Origin of the sequence: Roseomonas genomospecies 6 (genome assembly GCF_008365375.1) — a bacterium.
In the GTDB taxonomy this organism is placed as follows: Bacteria; Pseudomonadota; Alphaproteobacteria; order Azospirillales; family Azospirillaceae; genus Azospirillum.
On the sequence record NZ_QOKW01000047.1, the window covers coordinates 1 to 19,988 of the forward strand.

Genomic DNA, 19,988 nt, shown 5'->3' on the forward strand with positions numbered 1-19,988 from the left:
CCAGCGTCTCAACCGTGCGCCAGGGGGCATCGGCGGGATCAGTTGAAAGCATCCCCGGAAAACAGAGCCCGGCGCACTCCGTTACGCCGGACACATCTATCGCATCAGCCTCATGTTAGCGCCTATGCCCCAACCCTCCCCCGCTTCGCGGGAGAGGGTGCCTTATGCGAAGCGGCGGCAGTCCCCTCCACCTCGTAGAGGGGGAGGATTAGGGAGGGGGCAGCGGTGCCATGACCCTCACCCGACCTGCGCAAGTTCCTTGACGCCAAGCGCGGCGCGGCCCGATTCCGTCAACCGGCAGACCAGCCAGTCGGGCTTCAGCGGGTTGTCGAACCAACGCTCTGCCCAGCCGGACTTCAGGCAGCTCTCGATGGTCTGGCGCTTCACGCGCTGGCCGTCGCCGTCGAACAGGGGGAGCTTGCCGCCGGGCTGGTCCAGGCCGTGGCGCAGCCACGCCGCCTGGGCCTCGGTGGGCCGGCGTCGGGACGCGGTGCGGCGGGGTGCGGCCATGGTCGCCTCGGAAGATGTTGCGGCCCTGCGGCCTGTGGCAAAGTCCGGGCATCCTACATCGAAAGGGTTCGGCCATGGAATTCGTCTTCGCCTACATCACCGCCGGATCGCGGGACGAGGCCCGGCGCATCGGGCGCGCGCTGGTGGAGGAGCGGCTGGCCGCCTGCGCCAACATCCTGGACGGCATGACCTCCATCTACCGTTGGCAGGGCGCCGTCGAGGAGGCCACGGAGGCGGTGCTGATCGCCAAGACGCGGGCGGAGCTGTTCGACCGGCTGGCCGCGCGGGTGCGGGAACTGCACAGCTACGATGTGCCCTGCGTGGTCGAGCTGAAGGTCGGGCGCGGCAACCCGGCCTATCTGGACTGGCTGCGCGACGGGACCGCCTGACCCCCGAAGCGGTTTCCCGCATGTCCGCCATGACGGCGGCGCATTGGACCGGTCCGGACCCGCGTGCCACCCTCGCGAAGGTTGCTTTCAAGCGCAAATCATCCGGGTGCGGAGAAGTTTTATGACCGATACATCGGCGCGTCTGTCGATCGGCTTTTCGTGGGTCGGCCACGCGCTGATGCACATCGTGTCGGCCCTGTTCCTGACGGTCGTCCTGGCGCTGGAGCGGGAATGGAAGCTCTCCTATGACGAGCTGATCCGGCTGTGGACCCTGGGGTCGCTGATGATCGGCGTCGGCGCGCCGCTGGCCGGTTGGCTGGGCGACCGCTGGAGCGAATGCCGGATGATGGCGGTCTTCTTCCTGCTGACCGGGGCGGGCACCATCGCCTGCGGGCTGACCGACGGCCCCGAGGCGCTGCTGTGGGCGCTGGCGGTTCTGGGGCTCGGCGCTTCCATCTATCACCCGGTGGGCATGGCCTGGATGGTCAAGAACGCCACCAACCGCGGAAAGGCGCTGGGATACCAGGGCATCTTCGGCACCGTGGGCATCGCGTCGGCGGCGCTGGTGGCCGGCGGCCTGACGGAGTGGATGGGCTGGCGCTCCGCCTTCCTGATCCCGGGGGCCGTTTGCCTGGGGCTGGGCGTCGTGCTGGCGCTGCTGATCGCGCTGGGCAAGGTGGAGGACCGCAGGGGCGACGTGAGGCCGATCCCGAAGGCGTCGCGCGGCGATGTGATCCGCGCCTTCTTCGTTCTGTCGGTGACGATGGTCTGCGCCGGGCTGATGTTCAACGCCATGCAGGTGGTGCTGCCCAAGCTGTTCGAGGCACGGCTGAGCGACCTGCTGGGCGGCAGCACGCTGGGCGTCGGCGGGGTGGTGACGGCGGTCTATCTGTTCGCCGCCCTGCCGCAGCTCATCGGCGGGCATCTGGCGGACAAGTACCCGCTGAAGCGCATCTACACCCTGTGCCTGCTGGTCCAGGTTCCGATGATGGCGGCGGTGGCGGTGCTGGCCGACCTGCCGCTGGTCGGCGCGGCGGCTCTGGTCGTCGTCGCGTCCCAGGTGCAGATCCCGGCGGAGAACCTGCTGCTCGCCCGCTACACGCCGGAGAAGCACCGGGGGCTGGCCTATGGCGCGAAGTTCATCCTGTCCTTCGGTGCCGGCCCGCTGGCCGTCCAACTCGTCGCCCTGGTCTATGAGCGGACGGGCGAGTTCGTGATGCTCTACGCCACGCTGGCCGTTCTGGCTCTCGTCGCCTTCGCGGCGGCGTTGCTGCTGCCGCGCGACCGGGACGAGCCGGCCAAGCCCGCCGCGGCGCCGGTGGCCGCGGCGGAGTAGAGGGCTCCATCCGGTCGGCTACATCCCTTCCGGCACCTCGGCCACGACCGTCCACCCCTGCCAGAGAAGGAGCCACGCGTCGCCCACCCCGGCGGCGCGGACCGCGGCCAGACGGCGCAGGGCCGCCGGACGGCTTTCCGGCGGAAGGATGACGCGGTGGATGCGCCGCCCCTGCACGTCCGCGGTCACGATGTCGGCCTCGGGCTGGCCCAACCGGTCGCGCCAGGCCTCCGCCTGCCCACGCTTCGCAAAGCTGCCGGCCACCACGAGGAAGCGCGGTTCGACGGGCTTTGGGACCGGTGACGGGAGCGCGGCGATTTCCACCTCCGCGGTCATGGGGCGCGGCAAGGGTGGGGGCGGTGCCGGCGGCGGGGGCGAAGGAGGCTCCGGAACGGGTTCGGGGGCGGGCTCCGAAGCGTTGGCGGCGGTGCGCGCGGCGGGGACCATCACCGGCTTGCACACGAACCCCTCGGTCAGGACGCGAAGGGTCGCGCAATCCTGTTGCAGCACCGCCGACAGCATGTGATCGGTGCTGCTCTTGCTGGTTCCGACATAGAGAAATCCGTCCACGGCGAAGGACGCGGCGGTCATCGCCAGGGGACCGCCCGCGCAGCCCCCCAGTCCAAGCAGCGCCGCCGCCGCGACTCCCAGCCCGAGCCGACCGTCCATGCCTCCGCTCCCCCTGTTCCGGTCAGAGTCCGTGGCAGGACAGGGGGTGGTCAATGGAACGGCCGCCGCTCAGCCGTTATCGCTGCGCCTACGCCTTGCGGAGTATCGCCCCCGCCCACCGGGCATGACCCGCGGCGCGCGAGGGCGACGCGCCGTGAGCGCATCAGGCGGCCAGATCAGGCGGCCAGATCAGGCGGCGGAAAGGGCCTGATCGAGGTCGGCGACGATGTCGTCCACGCTCTCCAGACCGATGGACAGGCGCAGCACGTCCGGACCGGCGCCGGCCTGCGCCTGGGCTTCCGGCGAAAGCTGGCGGTGCGTGGTCGAGGAGGGGTGGATGATGAGCGACCGGCTGTCGCCGATGTTGGCGAGGTGGCTGAGGAGCTGGACCTTCTCCACCACCTTCACGCCCGCGTCGAAGCCGCCCTTCACGCCGAAGGTCAGCACGGCGCCGGCCCCCTTCGGCAGGTACTTCTTCGCCAGCGCGTTGTACTTGGACGACTCCAGCCCGGCGTAGCTGACCCAGCCGACCGCCGGGTGGCTTTCCAGGAACTGCGCGACCTTCAGGGCGCTGTCGCTGTGGCGCTGCATGCGCAGCGGCAGCGTCTCGATGCCGTTCAGGGTCAGGAAGGCGTTCAGCGGCGCCTGGCTCGGCCCCAGGTCGCGCAGGCCCACCGCGTGGCCATGGATGGTGAAGGCCAGCGGACCGAAGGTCTCCTGGAACTTCATCCCGTGATAGCCGGCGTCCGGCTCCGTCAGGGCGGGGAACTTGCCGGACTTGGCCCAATCGAAGGTGCCGCTGTCGATGACCACGCCGCCGACCGAGGTGCCGTTGCCCGACAGGAACTTCGTGGTGGAATGCACGACCAGCGTGGCGCCCCACTGGATCGGGTTGATGAGGTACGGCGTCGCCAGCGTGTTGTCCACGATCAGCGGAATTCCGGCCTCGTCGGCGATCTTGGCGATGGGCTCCAGGTCGGTGATGACGCCGCCGGGGTTGGCGAGGCTTTCCACGAAGATCGCCTTGGTCTTCGGGGTGATGGCGGCGCGGACGTTCTCCGGCTCGTCGGTGTCCACGAAGACGGCATTCCAGCCGAAGGCGCGGGGGAAGCTGATGCCGAACTGGTTCAGCGTGCCGCCGTAGAGCTTGCGCGAGGCGACGATCTCGTCGCCCGGCTGCATCAGCGGGAACAGGGCGAGCAACTGCGCCGCATGACCGGAGGAGGTGGCCGTGGCGCCGATGCCGCCTTCCAGGTTGGCGAGCCGCTCCTCCAGCACCGACACGGTCGGGTTGGTCAGGCGGGAGTAGATGAAGCCGACCTTCTGGAGGTTGAACAGCGAGGCCGCGTCGTCCACGTCGTCGAAGACGAAGCTGGTGGTCTGGTAGATCGGCGTCTGGCGCGCGCCGGTGGCGGGGTCGGGGGCGGCGCCCGCGTGGATGGCGCGGGTCTCGAAACCGAAGGACTTCTGCTCGCTCATGATTGGCTTCCTCTGATTACATCAGTTTCTTGAAGGATTTGGCCGGCGCGGCCTTCTTGGACGTCAGGATGTTGGAATTGACGCCGATGCGCCCGATCTCGTGGAACAGGCGTTGAAGCTCGATCTTCGGGCAGCGGTTCATGACCACGGTCAGCCCCGCCGCTTCGGCCCGCGCCGCCGCCTCGTCGTTGCGGACTCCCAACTGCATCCACACCACCTTGGCGCCGACGGCGATGGCCTCGTCCGTCACGCCCCCGGCGGCGGCGGCGTTGCGGAAGACGTCCACCATGTCCGGCGGCTCCGGCAGGTCCGACAGAGCGGCGTAGACCCGCTCGCCCAGGATGGTCTGGCCGGCCAGCTTCGGGTTGACGGGGATGACGCGGTAGCCCTTGTCGCGCAGGTATTTCAGAACGATGAAGCTGGCCTTCACCGGGTCGTTCGAGGCGCCGACCAGGGCGATGGTCCTCACCCGCTCCAGAACGCTGCGGATGAAGTCGTCGCCGTAGTCGTCGTGGGAGGGAGCCGAGGTGCTCATTGGCCGCACCACACCGGGGCGCGCTTTTCAAGGAAAGCGTCGATGCCCTCCGCGGCGTCGCGGGCCAGCATGTTCTCGGTCATCACGCGGGCGGCGTAGGCGTAGGCCTCCTCCACGCCCAGCTCGATCTGGCGGTGGAAGGCCTCCTTGCCGATGGCCAGCGTCAGCGGCGACTTCGCGGCGATCTTGCCGGCCGCCTCGTCCACCATGGCGTCCAGCCGGTCCGCCGGAACGGCGCGGTTGACGAGGCCGATGCGCTCCGCCTCGCCGGCGCCGATCAGGTCGCCCAGCAGAAGCATCTCCATGGCCGCCTTGCGCCCCACCGCGCGGCTCAGCGCCACCATGGGGGTGGAGCAGAACAGGCCGATGTTCACGCCCGGCGTGGCGAATCGCGCCGTGTCCGCGCAATAGGCGAGGTCGCAGGTGGCGACGAGCTGGCACCCCGCCGCCGTGGCGATCCCATGCACCTTGGCGATCACCGGCTGGCGGATTCGGCTGACCGTCAGCATCAGCCTGGAGCACTGGACGAACAGCGCCTCATAGGCCGCGCGGTCGGGGTTGGCGCGCATCTCCTTCAGGTCGTGCCCGGCGCAGAAGGCCGGACCGGCCCCGGCCAGGACCACCACGCGGACCGAGGAGTCCTCGTGAATGGCGTCCAACTCCTTCTGGAGAGCGTCCATCAGCCCGACGGAGAGGGCGTTGCGGGCCTGCGGACGATTCAGCGTCAGGGTCGCGATTCCGTCGCGGTCCTGCCGGAGAACCAGCGGCGCACTTTCGCTGGCGAGGGCGCCGGTGTCGGGTGGGGTGTCGTTCATCGCTGTCCAATCCTCCCGGATGTTCTGTCGTTGGCGGGAACAGTACCCCGACCGCTCCCGCCACGGAACCGGGCGTGTGACCCGCCCATGTAACGCCTTCGCGGCGGACAACTCAATCCTTATGTTGATAGTATTTGTAGATTTAAATCGAGTATACATCACTTCTGAGTGTGAAATAGGTCCGGCGCGACGCGCTTGGCGGGCCGGGCGATGTCCGCCATGATGGCGCTCCATAAGAAAAACCATAGGTGAGGGAATGAGCGCGCCAGCCGTGTCCGTCGACGAACTGGAAGCCCTGATCCGCGAGGGCGTGCCGCTGGTCGGCAATTACGGAATCACCATCGAGCAGCTCGGCTCCGGAACCGTGCGCATGAAGCTGCCCTACAACGACAGCTTTGTCCGGCCCGGCGGCACGGTGACCGGCCCGGCCATGTTCGGGCTGGCCGACGTGGCGCTCTACGCCGCCGTGCTCAGCCTGATCGGGCGGGTGGAACTGGCGGTGACCACCAGCATGACCATCAATTTCCTGCGCCGCCCGGCACCGGTCGCCATCACCGCGGATTGCCGAATCCTGAAGATGGGCAAACGGCTGGCTTATGGCGAAGTCCTGCTGTTCTCCGAGGGCGATCCGGAGCCCGTCGCGCACGCCACCGGCACCTATTCGATTCCGCCGCACGAGCCCGTCACGCTCGCGGTATCAGGATACCACAATCCGGATGCTGAGTGAAAATACTAGCGATATCAATGGCTTTGCGCTGACGGTAATATGATACCGCTATGGCAAGCCATTGATTTCAAACGGATATTTTTCCGTTGACAGCGGCCCGTGCAATACGTACAAAACCGACCGCTTCGGCGCCCCGGGGATTGAACGTCCAGTTTCGGTGGCCCGCCGATCCACGTTTAGTCAACGAGTGTGGCGATGAAGACCTTCAATCTGAAGCCGACCGACATCGAGAAGAAGTGGTACGTCGTCGATGCCGACGGCCTCGTTCTCGGCCGGCTTGCCAGCATCCTGGCGAACATCCTGCGCGGCAAGAACAAGCCGACCTACACCCCGCACATGGATTGCGGCGATCATATCGTCGTGATCAACGCGGAGAAGGTGAAGCTGACCGGCAACAAGCGCCAGGACGACATCTTCTACTGGCACACCGGTTATCCGGGCGGCATCAAGGGCCGTTCCAAGGGCCAGATCCTGGACGGCAAGTACCCGGAGCGCGTCATCGAGAAGGCCGTGGAGCGCATGGTTCCGCGCGGTCCGCTCGGCCGCAAGGTGATGTCCCACCTGAAGGTCTACAAGGGCGCCGCCCACCCGCACGAGGCGCAGCAGCCGGTCGCCATCGACGTTGCGGCCATGAACCCGAAGAATAAGCGGAGCGCGTAATCCAATGGCTCAGGTTACCACCACCCTTTCCGGCCTGAAGGACCTCGCCGCCGCTCCGGCCGCCGCTTCCGCCGAGGACGTCGCTCCGAAGCTGGACGCCCAGGGCCGCGCCTACGCCACCGGCAAGCGCAAGGACGCCGTCGCCCGCGTGTGGATCAAGCCGGGCTCCGGCAAGATCGTCATCAACGGCCGCGACCAGGAAGTCTATTTCGCCCGTCCCGTGCTGCGCATGATGATCGCCCAGCCCTTCGGCATCACCGACCGCGCCGACCAGTTCGACGTGATGGTCACGGTGACCGGCGGCGGTCTGTCCGGCCAGGCCGGTGCGGTCCGTCACGGCATCTCCAAGGCCCTGACCTACTTCGAGCCGGCGCTCCGTCCGCCGCTGAAGGCCGCCGGCTTCCTGACCCGCGACGCCCGCGTCGTCGAGCGTAAGAAGTACGGCAAGGCCAAGGCCCGCCGCAGCTTCCAGTTCTCGAAGCGCTAAAGCCTACCGCGGACCCGCGTTACTGCTGTACAAGCGAGGGGCGTCCCGACGGGGCGCCCCTTTCTTGTTTCATACGGTTGGAAGATGATCGCTTCCATCGTTTTCCAACCGTGAAGCCCGTCAGATCAACGCGTTAGCGTTGATTGAGAGGGTGATGCCAACGGCGCCTTCAGGTGCCGTTGGCATCGGTTCTGTTTCGAACGTCTTCACCGTTCCGTGCCCAATCCCGTGCGTCAAAAGGAACAGCGTCCATGGCCAACAGCACTTCCCCCATCCGCGTCGGCATCCTCGGTGCGTCCGGTTACACCGGTGCCGAGCTGGTGCGCATGCTTCTGCGCCATCCCGGCGTGGAAATCTGCGCGCTGACGGCGGAGCGACAGGCGGGAAAGCCGATGGCGGAGGTGTTCCCGCACCTGGGACAGTACAACCTGCCGGGCCTCGTGAAGATCGAAGAGGTGGCGTGGGACAAGCTGGACGCCGTGTTCTGCGCCCTGCCGCACGGCACCACGCAGGAGGTCATCGCCGGCCTGCCGCGCCACATCAAGGTGGTGGACCTGTCCGCCGACTTCCGCCTGTCCGACCCCGCCGAGTACGCCACCTGGTACGGGCATGAGCACCGCGCCGTGGATCTTCAGAAGGAGGTCGCCTACGGCCTGACGGAGTTCAACCGGCAGGGCGTGCGCAAGGCGCGCGTGGTCGCCAACCCCGGCTGCTACCCCACCTGCTCGCTGCTGCCGCTGCTGCCGCTGCTGATGGACGAGCTGATCGAGCCGGGCGGGATCGTCATCGACGCCAAGTCGGGCGTGTCGGGCGCCGGGCGCGACGCCAAGCAGCAGAACCTCTTCACCGAGGTGTCGGAGGGCTTCAACGCCTACGGCGTCGGCCACCACCGCCACATGCCGGAGATCGAGCAGGAACTGCGGCTGGCCGCCGGGCGCCCGGTGACGGTCAGCTTCACGCCGCACCTCGTCCCGATGAACCGCGGCATGATGACGACGATCTACGTCCGCATGGCCGACGGCGTCACCGCCGACGACCTGCGCGCCACCCTGACCGCGCGCTACGAATCGGAGCCCTTCGTGAACGTCACCCCGGCGGGCATCGCCCCGGCGACGCGCCACGTCCGCGCCTCCAACCACGCGCTGATCGGCGTCTTCCCCGACCGCACCCCGCGCGGCGCCATCATCGTGTCGGTCATCGACAATCTGGTGAAGGGCGCCTCCGGCCAGGCCATCCAGAACATGAACGTCATGTTCGGCCTGGGCGAGACCACGGGTCTGGAGCAGGCCCCGCTGTTCCCGTAACCGACGACAGGAAGACCCGCCTCATGTCCGGCCTGATCCTGCCCTTCCAGGGCACGCTGCCGAAGATCGACCCGAGCGTCTATGTGGCCCCCACGGCCTCGGTCATCGGCGACGTGGAGATCGGGCCGGACAGCAGCGTGTGGTTCGGCTGCACCATCCGCGGCGACGTGAACGAGATCCGGATCGGCGCGCGGACCAACATCCAGGATGGCACGGTCGTTCACGTCGCCTCGGCGGGGCAGGGGACCTACATCGGCGACGACGTGTCGATCGGCCACATGGCCCTGTTGCACGCCTGCACGCTGGACAGCGGCTGCTTCATCGGCATGCAGGCCTGCGTCATGGACGGCGCCCATGTCGAGTCGGGGTCCATGGTGGCCGCAGGGGCCCTGGTGACCCCTGGCAAGCGTGTGACGTCGGGGCAACTTTGGGCCGGAAGTCCCGCAAGACCCGTGCGTGCACTAACGGAAAAGGACCTTTCCTTCTTCCCGGTAAACGTCCGGAACTACGTGCGGCTTGCCCAAATCTACAGAGCGGGCTAATACCTCTTTAGTGCGTCGCAGCACTGTGGCATACTAGCAACAGTGACACCGGCACGAAACGTGTAGGACTTCCGGAGGGTATGTTTGAACGTGGACAAACCCCACATGTTTCGCGTTTTGTCACGTTTCATGCACGCGATATGTCCTATCGTTTGTGCGATTCGTCCTCCGCGAGCCAAGCGGTAGGGAGAGTGTCTCTTAGGGAGTGGAGAAATGAACAGCTTCTTCCGCGCTACCATGGCCGTCGTGCCGGCCGCCGTCGTCGCTTTCGGCCTGACCGCCGGGGCTCAGGCCCAGAGCGCCGACACCGCCGAGTGGTGCAACCCGGTCATCGGCTGGAACAACACCCCGGTCCGCACGGCTGACGGTGGCTACGCCACCCACCAGGGCAGCTTCAAGTGCCCGCCGGCCGCCGCTCCGGCGGTCGCCCCGGCCCCGGCCGCCCGCGCCCAGACCGAATACCTCGTGTTCTTCGACTGGGACAAGGCCAACGTGACCCCGGCCGCCGAGCGCGTCATCGGCGACGCCGCTGCCGCCATCGGCAAGGGCGCCAACGCCCGCGTCCATGTCATCGGCCACACCGACACCTCGGGTTCGCCGGCCTACAACCAGCGTCTGTCGGTCCGCCGCGCCGAGGCTGTGAAGCAGGCTCTGGTGTCCAAGGGCATCGCCGCCGGCGCCATCACCACCGAGGGCAAGGGCGAGAGCCAGCTCCTGGTGCAGACCGGCCCGAACGTCCGCGAGCCGTCGAACCGCCGTGCGCAGATCCTGCCGCGCGGTGCGAACGCCCCGTCGTCCTAAGGCGACGGGTCCCCTTGCGGGACACGAAGGCTCCGGACCCGTTCCGGGGCCTTCACGGAAATGGAAAAGGCCCCGGACGATTGTCCGGGGCCTTTTCTTTTGCGCGCTTGCCTGGTCGGCCAGGCCGTCCGGGGAGCGGCGGACCACTCCCCGGCACGTCCGGCCATCAGACCCGGTCGTCAGACGATGCGCACCTTGGCGTAGGAACCGGGCGCGTCCTCCAGGACCGGCAGGCCGCCCTTTTCCGGATCGCGGGCCGGGACCTTGCCTTCGGAGAAGGTGGACACCCACTTGTTCCACTCCGGCCACCAGGAGCCGGGGGTCTGCTCCGACGAGGCCAGCCAATCGTCCGAGGTCTTCGGCAGCTTGGCGTTGGTCCAGTAGCAGTACTTGCCGGCGGCGGGCGGGTTCACCACGCCGGCGATGTGGCCGGAGGCCGCCAGAACGAACTTCACCGGGCCGGAGAAGAGGTTGGCGCCCATGTAGGTGGACTTCCACGGGGCAATGTGATCCTCGCGGGCCGACAGGAAGAAGGACGGGGTCTTCACCGTGCGCAGGTCGATCGGCACGCCGCGCAGCGTCACCGCGCCCGGCTGCGCCAGAAGGTTCTTCTGGTACATGTTGCGCAGGTAGAAGCTGTGCATGGCCGCCGGCATGCGGGTCGAATCGCTGTTCCAGTACAGCAGGTCGAACGGGAACGGGTCCTTGCCCAGCAGGTAGTTGTTCACCACGAACGACCAGATCAGGTCGTTGGCGCGCAGCATGTTGAAGGTGGTCGCCATCTTCGAGCCGTCCAGGTAGCCCTGCTGGGCCATCTGGTTCTCGATCATGGTGAGCTGCTCCTCGTCGATGAAGACCGACAGCTCGCCGGCTTCCGTGAAGTCCAGCATGGTGGTGAAGAAGGTGGCCGACTTGATGCGGTTGTCCTTCTTGGCCGTCATGTAGGCCAGCGTGGAGGCCAGCAGCGTGCCGCCCAGGCAATAGCCGATGGCGTTCACGTCCTTCTCGCCGGTCACCTTCTCGATGGCGTCCAGCGCGGCCAGCGGGCCTTCGACCATGTAGTCTTCGAAGCCCTTCTGGGCCAGCTTCTCGTCCGGGTTCACCCAGGACAGCACGAAGACCGTGTGCCCCTGATCCACCGCCCACTTGATGAAGCTGTTCTTCTCGCGCAGATCGAGGATGTAGTACTTGTTGATCCAGGGCGGCACGATCATCAGCGGCCGCTTGTTCACCTCCGGCGTGGTCGGGGTGTACTGGATGAGCTGCATCAGATCGGTCTGGAAGACGACCTTGCCCGGTGTGACGGCGATGTTCTTGCCGACCTGGAAGGCGTCGTAGTCGGTCATGGAGATGCGCAGCTCGCCCTTGCCGCGCTCCAGGTCCTTCAGGAGATGCTCCAGGCCCTTGACGAGGTTCTCGCCGCCGGTCTCGATGGTCGTGCGCAGCACCTCCGGGTTCGTCATGACGAAGTTGGAGGGCGCCATCGCGTCCACGAACTGGCGGGTGTAGAAGTCCACCTTCTTGGCCGTGTGATCGTCCAGCCCGTCCACCTCATTGACCGTGGACTGCATCCACCGGGCGCTCAGCAGATACGACTGCTTGATGAAGTCGAACAGGGTGTTCTCGTCCCAGGCCGAATCCTTGAAGCGGCGGTCGTCCTTCGCCGGGGCGATGACCGGCTGGGCCTCCTGGCCGAAGAAGCGCTGGGTGGTGCGCTGCCACAGGGTCAGGTAATCCTGCCACAGCGTCATCTGCGCCTTCATCAGCTTGGCCGGGTCGGCCATCATGCGCGTGGTCATCTCCAGGAACGCGTGGCCGACGCCCATCGGGTCGGGGTTCTTCGCGCCGACGCCGTCCGCCGCCTGACGGGACAGGAAATCGGTGACCAGCCGCTGGCTCTGCTCGGCGATGCGGGTCATCGCCCGCGACATCTCGACCGGGTCGGGAAGCTTGACGTCAGGGGCCTGGTTTTCGGCCATAGGTGCGGTCCTTCTTCTTTAGGCGAGTTTTAGGCTTCAGGAGGGACGTTGTGCGGTTTATACAAAGCCTGCCGGAAGTCTGTTCGGTCCGAGTGCGGTCCGGCCCTGGCATCGCGTGCAGACTATGCCATGTCTGTTCGAGCCGGGGACCGTCATACACCTCTCGTATGAAGATTTCATTTCGCCCACCACCGTTCAAGCGGCCGGATGGGTCCGGATGCGGGGTTTGCAGAATGGAAAAGGGTATCCGACGCGGCGCGGTGGGGAAGACGGGCCGGTTTGGGCCGGCGCTGTCCGTGCTGGTTGTTTTGGCGCTGTCCGCCTGCAGCGACCGCGTGCTCGACACCGGGCTGGTCGGCGCCGTGACGGGCCGCGACGTGCCAAGCGATGAGTCGCCGGTGCGCGGCCTGTCCGGCCAGAACCGGGAATACCCCAATCTCGGCACCGTTCCGCCGCGCCCCACCGACCTGCGGACGGAGACGCAGCGCCAGCAGGACCTGGACCGTCTGTCCCAGGACCGCGAGGCCGCGAAGATGCTGCTGCCGACACCCATGGAAGCCCCGCCGCCGCCCGTCATCACGCCCGGAAAACCCGGTTGAGGGCAGGCCTGTACCAAAAGGCGAGGGGCGCCAGTAATCCGTAAGTATACCTATGTGGAGCGTGCTTCGGGCAATGAGGGCGCCCTCCTGAGGGAAGGGGACGCGCCGGGTCTTGTCCGGTCGATGCGCAGTTCCCATCGCGGTGGCGCGGACCACGGGGCACCCATTGCTGCTGCCAAAGGTGCAAAAACCTACGTCCTGCGGTGGCGGCTCCGCAACAGATTTTCAAACTGCGACTTTTTGGCGCGTCGGCACCGCTTCACGTCTTCGCGGTCGCGCCGGATCGTCATGGCGCGGCGGCATGACCGCCCTGCGCCGCCTGCGGTTGCTGCATTTGATAAGGCATCCTTATAATAAGGCATGCTTGATGAAGCCCCCTTCGGGATGATCCTGATCGACTGCGCGCGGCTGTTGCGCGCGCGGTTCGACCGTGCCCTGGACGACGCGCAGCTCGGCCTCACGGCGGGGGAGGCGCGGGCGCTCGTCTATGTCTGCCGCCATCCCGGCTCCCGCCAATCGGTGCTGGCGACGCACATGTGGGTGGAGCCGATGACCCTTGTCGGCTTCCTGGACCGGCTGGAGGCGCGCGGCCTCGTCGTGCGCGAGCCGGACCCGGCGGACCGCCGGGCCAAGATCGTGAGGCCGACCGCGCAGGCCGAACCGCTGGCGGTCCAGGTCCTGGAAGCCTTCCGCACGCAGCGCGAGTCGGCCATGGCCGACCTTTCGGCGGAGGAGATCGCCCAGCTCAAGGACATGCTGTCGCGGCTGCGCAACCGCATGATCGCCGACGACCGCGGCGGGGCCGGCCAATGAGCCGCGCCCCCTCCGCTTCCGCGTCCGCTCCCGCTCCCGCTCCCGTTCCGGCCATGACGGAGATGCGGACCGCCGTCATCGGCACGCTGATCGTCACGCTGGGGCCGCTCAGCCTCGCGCTCTACACCCCGGCCCTGCCGATGCTGGTGGAGGCGTTCCAGACCACTCCGGCGGCGCTGAAGCTGACCCTGTCCGTCTATTTCTTCGGCTTCGCCTTCTCCCAGCTCGCCTGCGGGCCGCTGTCGGACGCCTACGGCCGGCGGCCCGTCGCCCTGGCCTTCTTCGTGACCTACGCGGTGGGAAGCGTCGTTGCGGCCCTGTCGGGCACCATTGAATGGCTGCTGGCCGGGCGGGCCTTGCAGGGCATCGGGGCGGCGGCGGGCATCGCCATTTCCCGCGCCATCGTGCGCGACCAGTTCACCGGACAGCGGTCGGCGCGCATCCTGAACCTGATCGGGCTGATGTTGGCCGTGGTGCCGGCGGTGGCGCCGACTCTGGGTGGCGTGATCCTGGGCACGGTGGGCTGGCACGCCATCTTCGTCGTGATGACGCTCTACGGCCTCGCCGTGCTGACCGTCTTCGCGCTGGGCACGGCGGAGACGAACCGGACGCGCGACCGCTCGGCGGCCCGGCCCGGCCCGGTGATGCGCAACTACCGCATCCTGCTGACCGACCGCCGCTTCATGCGGGCGGGGCTGGTGCTCGGCCTGACGCTGGGCGGCCTCTACACCATGGCGGCGCTGCTTCCCTTCGTGATGATCGAGCGGGTGGGGCTGACGCCGACCGTCTTCGGCTTCGCGATGCTGTTGCAGACCGGCTCCTACACCCTGGGAGCCACGCTGGCGGGGCGGCTGCTGCGCACGGTGGACGCCATGCGGCTGATTCCCTATGGGCTGGCCTGCGTGGCGGTGGGCGGGCTGGGCTTCGCCCTGGCGCCCTTCCTCACGGAGCCGACGGTGGCGAGCGTGATGGGGCCGACCGCGGTCTGGGCCTTTGGCATCGCCCTGGTCATGCCCGGTGCCACCAGCGACGCGCTGGCCGGCTTCCCCCGCATGGCCGGGGCGGCGTCGGCGCTGATCGGCTTCATGCAGATCGGCGGCGGTCTGGCGGGCACCGCGGTGGCCGCCCTGTTCGCCGATCCCCACACGGCGGTGACCGCGATCATGCCGGGTCTGGCCCTGCTGTCGCTGCTGTCCTACGCGCTGCTGCGCGTGCCGGCGCACCGGCGGGCGCAGCCGGCAAGTCCCGTGGATCTGGAGATCGCCGTGGACCCCGCCGCCATCGTCGGCGCCGGTGGGGAGGAGATCGAGGAGGCGCTGCACCAGCGCCGGAATCCCCGCCGCAAGGATGGGTGAGAGGCACCGGTGGCGTCCGGGATGCCGCAAGGCGCGCAGGAATGTCGCCGGACGCGAATTTTACCTCGCTTCTGTGGAGGCGGGGCGGTAGATAAGTGGTCCCGGTCCGCTGGTATGGGTTCGTGGCGCGGCCGGACAGGCTTCGGAGCGTCCATGAGCGATTCAGAATTCCACCGGATCAAGCGGCTTCCGCCCTACGTCTTCGCCGAAGTGAACGCCATGAAGGCGCGAGCCCGAGCTGCCGGCGAGGACATCATCGACCTCGGCATGGGCAACCCGGACCAGCCGACGCCCCAGCACATCGTCGATAAGCTGGTCGAGGCCGTGCGCGATCCCAAGACGCACCGCTACTCGAATTCCCGCGGCATCCCCGGCCTGCGCAAGGCGCACGCGGCCTATTACAAGCGCCGCTTCAACGTGGACATCGATCCGGAGACGGAGTGCATCGTCACCATCGGGTCGAAGGAGGGTCTGGCCAACCTCGCCCAGGCGATCACCAGCCCCGGCGACATCATCCTGGTGCCGAACCCCAGCTACCCGATCCATCCGTTCGGCTTCATCCTGGCCGGCGCCTCCGTGCGCCATCTGCCGGTGGGGCAGGCAAACGGCACCTCCACCGACATCGACAGCTTCATGAACATGCTGGAGCGCGCCGTGCGCCACAGCGTGCCGAAGCCGCTGGCGCTGGTGCTGAACTACCCGTCCAACCCGACGGCGGAGGTGGTGGGGCTCGACTTCTACCGCCCGATCGTGGAGTTCTGCCGCAAGCACGGCATCTACATCCTGTCGGATCTGGCCTACGCCGAGGTCTTCTTCGACGGCGAGCCGCCGCCCTCCATCCTGGAGATTCCGGAAGCGCGCGAGGTGGCCGTCGAGTTCACCTCGATGTCGAAGACCTATTCGATGGCCGGCTGGCGCATCGGCTTCGCCACCGGCAACCGGAAGCTCATCACCGCTCTGGCCCGCATCAAGTCCTATCTGGATTACGGCGCCTTCACGCCGATCCAGGTCGCGGCGACCGCTGCGCTGAACGGCCCGCAGGATTGCGTGGAGCAGGTGCGCTCCATGTACCGCCAGCGCCGCGACGTGATGATCGAGGGTCTGGCCGCCGCCGGCTGGACGGTGCCGAGCCCCGCCGCCTCGATGTTCGCCTGGGCGCCGATTCCGGAGCGTTTCGCGCATCTGGGATCGCTGGAGTTCTCCAAGCTGCTGCTTCAGGAGGCCAAGGTGGCCGTGGCGCCGGGCATCGGCTTCGGCGAGTACGGCGACGGCCACGTCCGTCTGGCGCTGGTGGAGAACGTCCACCGTATCCGTCAGGCGACCCGCAACATCAAGGAGTTCTTCCGCTCCAACGCCGCCGGTGCGGCGGCCAGCAAGGACCCGGCGGCGCGCGCCGCCCTCCTCGATCCGGAGAAAGCGAAAGTCTGATGTCCGACTCCCACAAAACAGGCCCTCTCAAAATCGCCGTCGCGGGCCTGGGCACGGTCGGCGCGGGCGTTCTGAAGCTTCTGGAGCGGCAGGCCGACCTGATCGAGCAGCGCTGCGGCCGCCGCATCGAAGTGGTGGCGGTCAGCGCCCGCTCGCGCGGCAAGGACCGCGGCGTCGATCTGTCGAAGGCCGAATGGTACGACGACCCGGTGGCGCTCGCCGCCCATCCCGGCGTGGATGTGGTGGTGGAGCTGATCGGCGGGTCCGAGGGGCCGGCGAAGGAGACCGTCGAACTGGCGCTGGAGCGGGGGCGCCACGTCGTCACCGCCAACAAGGCGCTGCTCGCCCATCACGGCACCGCGCTCGCGGCCAAGGCGGAGGCCGCGGGCCTCGCCATCGGCTTCGAGGCGGCGGTGGCCGGCGGCATCCCGATCATCAAGGGGCTGCGCGAAGGGCTGGCGGGCAACCGGGTGTCGGAGGTGCACGGCATCCTGAACGGCACCTGCAACTACATCCTGACCGAGATGCGCACCACCGGCCGCGATTTCGCGGACGTGCTGGCCGACGCGCAGAAGCTGGGCTATGCGGAAGCCGACCCGAGCTTCGACATCGACGGTGTGGACGCGGCGCACAAGCTGGCGATCCTGACCTCGGTGGCCTTCGGCACGCCGGTGGACTTCAAGAGCGTCCATGTCGAGGGCATCCGCCACGTCTCCGCCGTGGATTTCGACTACGCCGACGCGCTCGGCTACCGGATCAAGCTGCTGGGCATCGCGCGGCGCACCGACCGCGGGATCGAGCAGCGCGTTCACCCCTGCATGGTGCCGAAGGCGGCGCCCATCGCGGCGGTGGACGGCGTGTTCAACGCCGTGGTCGCCCAGGGCGACTTCGTGGACCGCGTGCTGTTCGTGGGCCGCGGTGCCGGTGAAGGGCCGACGGCCTCCGCCGTGGTTTCCGACCTGATCGACATCGCCCGCGGTCGCTCCACCCCCACCTTCGGCGTGCCGGCGGCCCAGCTTTCCGAGGCCCAGCCGTCCCCGATGGAGGCCCGCCGGGGGGCGTACTACGTACGCCTGATGGTCGTGGACCGCCCCGGCGTGATAGCGGATGTCGCGGCGGCCATGCGCGACCAGAACGTCTCCATGGAGCAGTTCCTGCAGCGCGGGCGCGCCCCCGGTGAAGCGGTGCCGGTGGTGCTGACCACCCATGACACCGACGAGGCGGCCATGCAACGCGCGCTTGCCACCATCGGCGCCAAGGAGTCGGTGGTCGAGCCGCCGCGCATGATCCGCATCGAACAGTTTTGACCGAACCATAGAAGAACCGAGCATCGATTCGGGGGAGAACAACCATGTCCGTTCATGTCGACCTGTCCGGTATGGACCGGAACCTGGCCTTGGAAGCCGTCCGCGTCACCGAGGCCGCGGCGCTGTCCGCGTCGCTGCTGATGGGCCGCGGTGACGAGAAGCTTGCCGACCAGGCCGCGGTCGACGCCATGCGCCAGGCGCTCAACACGCTGTACATCGACGGCACGGTCGTGATCGGCGAGGGCGAGCGCGACGAGGCGCCCATGCTCTACATCGGCGAGAAGGTCGGCGCCGGCATCGGCCGCGGTCCGAAGGTGGACATCGCGCTCGACCCGCTGGAAGGCACCACCATCTGCGCGACCGGCGGCCCGAACTCGCTGGCCGTCATCGCCATGGCGGACGAGGGCGGGTTCCTGAACGCCCCGGACGTCTACATGGACAAGATCGCCGTCGGCTCCGGCCTGCCGGAAGGCGTGGTCGATCTCGACGAGACTCCGGCCAACAACCTGAAGGCCCTGGCCAAGGCCAAGGGCACCGAGGTGCAGGAACTGCTGGTCTGCATCCTGAACCGTCCGCGCCACGCCGAGCTGATCGCCCGCGTCCGTGAAGCCGGCGCCCGCATCATGCTGATCAACGACGGTGACGTGTCGGGCGTGATCGCCACCAGCCAGGCCGGTACGGGCGTGGACATGTATGTCGGCTCTGGCGGCGCGCCGGAAGGCGTTCTGGCGGCGGCGGCTCTGCGCTGCATCGGCGGCCAGTTCCAGGGCCGTCTGCTGTTCCGCAACGACGACGAGAAGGCCCGCGCCGCCCGCTGGGGCGTCAAGGATCTGAACAAGAAGTACAGCCTGACCGAGCTGGCCAGCGGCAACGTCATGTTCGCCGCCACCGGCGTGACCGACGGCGCCATGCTGCGCGGCGTCCGCCGTTACCCCGGCGGCGCCACCACCCATTCGGTCATCATGCGCTCCAAGTCGGGCACCGTGCGCTACGTCGAGGCGCACCACAACCTGCAGCGCAAGCCGAGCATGTCGTAAGGCTGGTCCAGCGAAAAGGGGCGCACGGTGGAATCCCGTGCGCCCCTTTTTCTTTTGTGCCGTCACAAGCTTTTGCCGTTACAGGCCTTTCCTCCGCCGCCCTTCGGCGTCGGCGGCCTTCATGGCGGCCAGGACGCGTTGCGGGGTGACCTCGTGGGGCTCGTTGTGGATGGTTTCGCCCTCCGCGCAGGCCCGCTCGGCGGCCAGCAGCAGCCGTTCGTCGGACACACCGGCAAGGCCGATGTCGGCCAGGGTCGTCGGCAACCCCACGGCCATGCAGAAGCCGTAGACCTCGTCCAGCACCGCCGGCGGCCGGTCGCTCAGGATCAGTGTGGTCAGAGTGCCGAAGGCGACCTTCTCGCCGTGCCAGTGATGGTGCGTCTCCTCCAGAGCGGTCAGGCCGTTGTGAACGGCGTGCGCCGCCGCCAGCCCGCCGCTTTCGAAGCCCAGCCCGCTCAACAGCGTGTTGGCCTCCACGATGCGCTCCAGCGCCGGGGTGACCACACCCTGCTCGCAGGCCGATTTGGCGAGCACGCCATACTCCAGCAGGGTGTCGTAGCACAGCCGGGCCAGAGCGAAGGCGGTCATCGGGCCGACGCGCCCGGTCATGTTGCCGCCCCGCTTGATGCGGCAATCCTCCGCCTCGAACCATGTGGAGAGGGCATCGCCCATGCCGGACACCAGGAACCGCACCGGAGCGCTCGCCACCACGCCCGTATCGACCAGCACGAGGTCCGGATTGCGCGGCAGCACGAGGTAGCGCTTGAAGGCCCCCTCCGGCGTGTAGATCACCGACAGGGCGCTGCACGGCGCGTCGGTGGAGGCGAGCGTCGGAACGATGGCGGTGCGCGCGTCCAGCGCGTGTGCGACCGTCTTGGCGGTGTCGAGCGCCTTGCCGCCGCCGATGCCGACCACGACGTCGGCCTGCATGGCGCGGGCGAGACCGGTCAGCCGCTCGATCTCCTCGTCGGAGCATTCGCCCCGGAATTCCTGGATGTCCATCTCGACGCGACCGGCGGCGGCGTTCACCAGCCGGTTCTTCAGCGTCTTCAGAACGAAGCCGTCGGTGACGGCAAGAACCTTCCTGCCCAGCCTGGCCAGATCCTCTCCCAGGCCGTCGAGGGCGCCGTTGCCCTGGACGTAGCGGGCCGGAAAGATCGCGGTGGTGATCATGATTCCCTCCTCCGCGGAACGGTAAGACCAGTGGAGCAAGACT

At 67.9% G+C, this 19,988-nt stretch carries 21 protein-coding genes; 14 read left to right on the top strand and 7 right to left on the bottom strand.

Features of this window, described 5'->3' with window-relative positions:
• Window positions 1–237: 237 nt before the first annotated feature.
• Window positions 238–510 carry a hypothetical protein gene (locus DS843_RS29425; protein WP_149472372.1) on the bottom strand — a complete coding sequence of 91 codons (273 nt, stop codon included), beginning with the start codon at window positions 508–510 and terminating at the stop codon, window positions 238–240.
• A 74-nt stretch (window positions 511–584) separates the two neighbouring features.
• On the opposite strand from DS843_RS29425, the gene cutA reads away from it, so the two are divergent.
• Window positions 585–899: a divalent-cation tolerance protein CutA gene (cutA, locus tag DS843_RS29430; RefSeq protein WP_149472373.1), complete on the top strand. Its 315-nt coding sequence runs from the start codon at window positions 585–587 to the stop codon at window positions 897–899.
• Window positions 900–1,020: 121 nt separating this feature from the next.
• Window positions 1,021–2,235 (top strand): MFS transporter, encoded by a 1,215-nt coding sequence (locus DS843_RS29435; RefSeq protein WP_149472374.1) that lies wholly within the window; start codon window positions 1,021–1,023, stop codon window positions 2,233–2,235.
• An 18-nt stretch (window positions 2,236–2,253) separates the two neighbouring features.
• Here the strand turns inward: DS843_RS29435 and DS843_RS29440 are convergent, their stop codons facing one another.
• The 4 genes from DS843_RS29440 to DS843_RS29455 form a co-directional block, all read right to left on the bottom strand.
• A complete protein-coding gene (locus tag DS843_RS29440; protein WP_149472375.1) occupies window positions 2,254–2,904 on the bottom strand; it encodes an SPOR domain-containing protein in 651 nt (216 codons plus the stop codon).
• Window positions 2,905–3,093: 189 nt separating this feature from the next.
• On the bottom strand, window positions 3,094–4,383 hold the full coding sequence (locus tag DS843_RS29445; RefSeq protein ID WP_149472376.1) for an O-acetylhomoserine aminocarboxypropyltransferase: 1,290 nt from the start codon (window positions 4,381–4,383) through the stop codon (window positions 3,094–3,096).
• Window positions 4,384–4,399: 16 nt separating this feature from the next.
• Window positions 4,400–4,918 carry a CoA-binding protein gene (locus DS843_RS29450; protein WP_149472377.1) on the bottom strand — a complete coding sequence of 173 codons (519 nt, stop codon included), beginning with the start codon at window positions 4,916–4,918 and terminating at the stop codon, window positions 4,400–4,402.
• Entirely contained in the window at window positions 4,915–5,733 is an 819-nt protein-coding gene (locus DS843_RS29455) for an enoyl-CoA hydratase (protein ID WP_149472378.1), read from the bottom strand. Before DS843_RS29455 ends, DS843_RS29450 begins: the two co-directional genes overlap by 4 nt.
• Window positions 5,734–5,989: 256 nt before the next feature.
• On the opposite strand from DS843_RS29455, the gene DS843_RS29460 reads away from it, so the two are divergent.
• From DS843_RS29460 to DS843_RS29485, 6 genes are all read left to right on the top strand, one after another.
• Window positions 5,990–6,460: a PaaI family thioesterase gene (locus DS843_RS29460; protein ID WP_149472379.1), complete on the top strand. Its 471-nt coding sequence runs from the start codon at window positions 5,990–5,992 to the stop codon at window positions 6,458–6,460.
• A 195-nt stretch (window positions 6,461–6,655) separates the two neighbouring features.
• Entirely contained in the window at window positions 6,656–7,120 is a 465-nt protein-coding gene (rplM, locus tag DS843_RS29465; RefSeq protein WP_149472380.1) for a 50S ribosomal protein L13, read from the top strand.
• A 4-nt stretch (window positions 7,121–7,124) separates the two neighbouring features.
• Complete coding sequence (gene rpsI, locus DS843_RS29470; protein WP_149472381.1) at window positions 7,125–7,607, top strand: 30S ribosomal protein S9; 483 nt, start codon at window positions 7,125–7,127, stop codon at window positions 7,605–7,607.
• A 251-nt stretch (window positions 7,608–7,858) separates the two neighbouring features.
• Window positions 7,859–8,911, top strand: coding sequence for an N-acetyl-gamma-glutamyl-phosphate reductase (argC, locus tag DS843_RS29475; RefSeq protein WP_149472382.1), 1,053 nt, complete (start codon window positions 7,859–7,861; stop codon window positions 8,909–8,911).
• 23 nt (window positions 8,912–8,934) lie between these two features.
• A complete protein-coding gene (locus tag DS843_RS29480) occupies window positions 8,935–9,453 on the top strand; it encodes a gamma carbonic anhydrase family protein (protein WP_149472383.1) in 519 nt (172 codons plus the stop codon).
• Between the two features lie 213 nt (window positions 9,454–9,666).
• Complete coding sequence (locus DS843_RS29485) at window positions 9,667–10,254, top strand: OmpA family protein (RefSeq protein WP_149472384.1); 588 nt, start codon at window positions 9,667–9,669, stop codon at window positions 10,252–10,254.
• Window positions 10,255–10,433: 179 nt separating this feature from the next.
• Here the strand turns inward: DS843_RS29485 and DS843_RS29490 are convergent, their stop codons facing one another.
• The gene (locus DS843_RS29490; RefSeq protein WP_149472385.1) at window positions 10,434–12,233 is read right to left on the bottom strand and encodes a PHA/PHB synthase family protein; all 1,800 of its coding nucleotides are present in this window, start codon (window positions 12,231–12,233) and stop codon (window positions 10,434–10,436) included.
• A 296-nt stretch (window positions 12,234–12,529) separates the two neighbouring features.
• Here DS843_RS29490 and DS843_RS29495 point away from each other — a divergent pair, with 296 nt between their 5' ends.
• The 6 genes from DS843_RS29495 to glpX all read left to right on the top strand — a co-directional run bounded on the left by DS843_RS29495 (window position 12,530) and on the right by glpX (window position 18,772).
• Window positions 12,530–12,832, top strand: coding sequence for a hypothetical protein (locus DS843_RS29495; RefSeq protein WP_286192400.1), 303 nt, complete (start codon window positions 12,530–12,532; stop codon window positions 12,830–12,832).
• Window positions 12,833–13,192: 360 nt separating this feature from the next.
• The gene (locus DS843_RS29500) at window positions 13,193–13,645 is read left to right on the top strand and encodes a MarR family winged helix-turn-helix transcriptional regulator (RefSeq protein ID WP_286192401.1); all 453 of its coding nucleotides are present in this window, start codon (window positions 13,193–13,195) and stop codon (window positions 13,643–13,645) included.
• Window positions 13,642–15,000 carry a multidrug effflux MFS transporter gene (locus DS843_RS29505; RefSeq protein ID WP_149472387.1) on the top strand — a complete coding sequence of 453 codons (1,359 nt, stop codon included), beginning with the start codon at window positions 13,642–13,644 and terminating at the stop codon, window positions 14,998–15,000. The genes DS843_RS29500 and DS843_RS29505 overlap by 4 nt, the downstream gene beginning before the upstream one ends.
• 153 nt (window positions 15,001–15,153) lie before the next feature.
• A complete protein-coding gene (locus DS843_RS29510) occupies window positions 15,154–16,428 on the top strand; it encodes an LL-diaminopimelate aminotransferase (protein ID WP_149472388.1) in 1,275 nt (424 codons plus the stop codon).
• Entirely contained in the window at window positions 16,428–17,735 is a 1,308-nt protein-coding gene (locus tag DS843_RS29515) for a homoserine dehydrogenase (protein ID WP_149472389.1), read from the top strand. The genes DS843_RS29510 and DS843_RS29515 overlap by 1 nt, the downstream gene beginning before the upstream one ends.
• Before the next feature lie 44 nt (window positions 17,736–17,779).
• Window positions 17,780–18,772 (top strand): class II fructose-bisphosphatase, encoded by a 993-nt coding sequence (gene glpX / locus DS843_RS29520; RefSeq protein WP_208852360.1) that lies wholly within the window; start codon window positions 17,780–17,782, stop codon window positions 18,770–18,772.
• 78 nt (window positions 18,773–18,850) lie between these two features.
• On the opposite strand, the gene DS843_RS29525 is transcribed toward glpX, so the two are convergent.
• Window positions 18,851–19,945, bottom strand: a complete 1,095-nt coding sequence (locus DS843_RS29525) for a glycerol dehydrogenase (protein WP_149472390.1) — start codon at window positions 19,943–19,945, stop codon at window positions 18,851–18,853.
• Window positions 19,946–19,988: the final 43 nt, after the last annotated feature.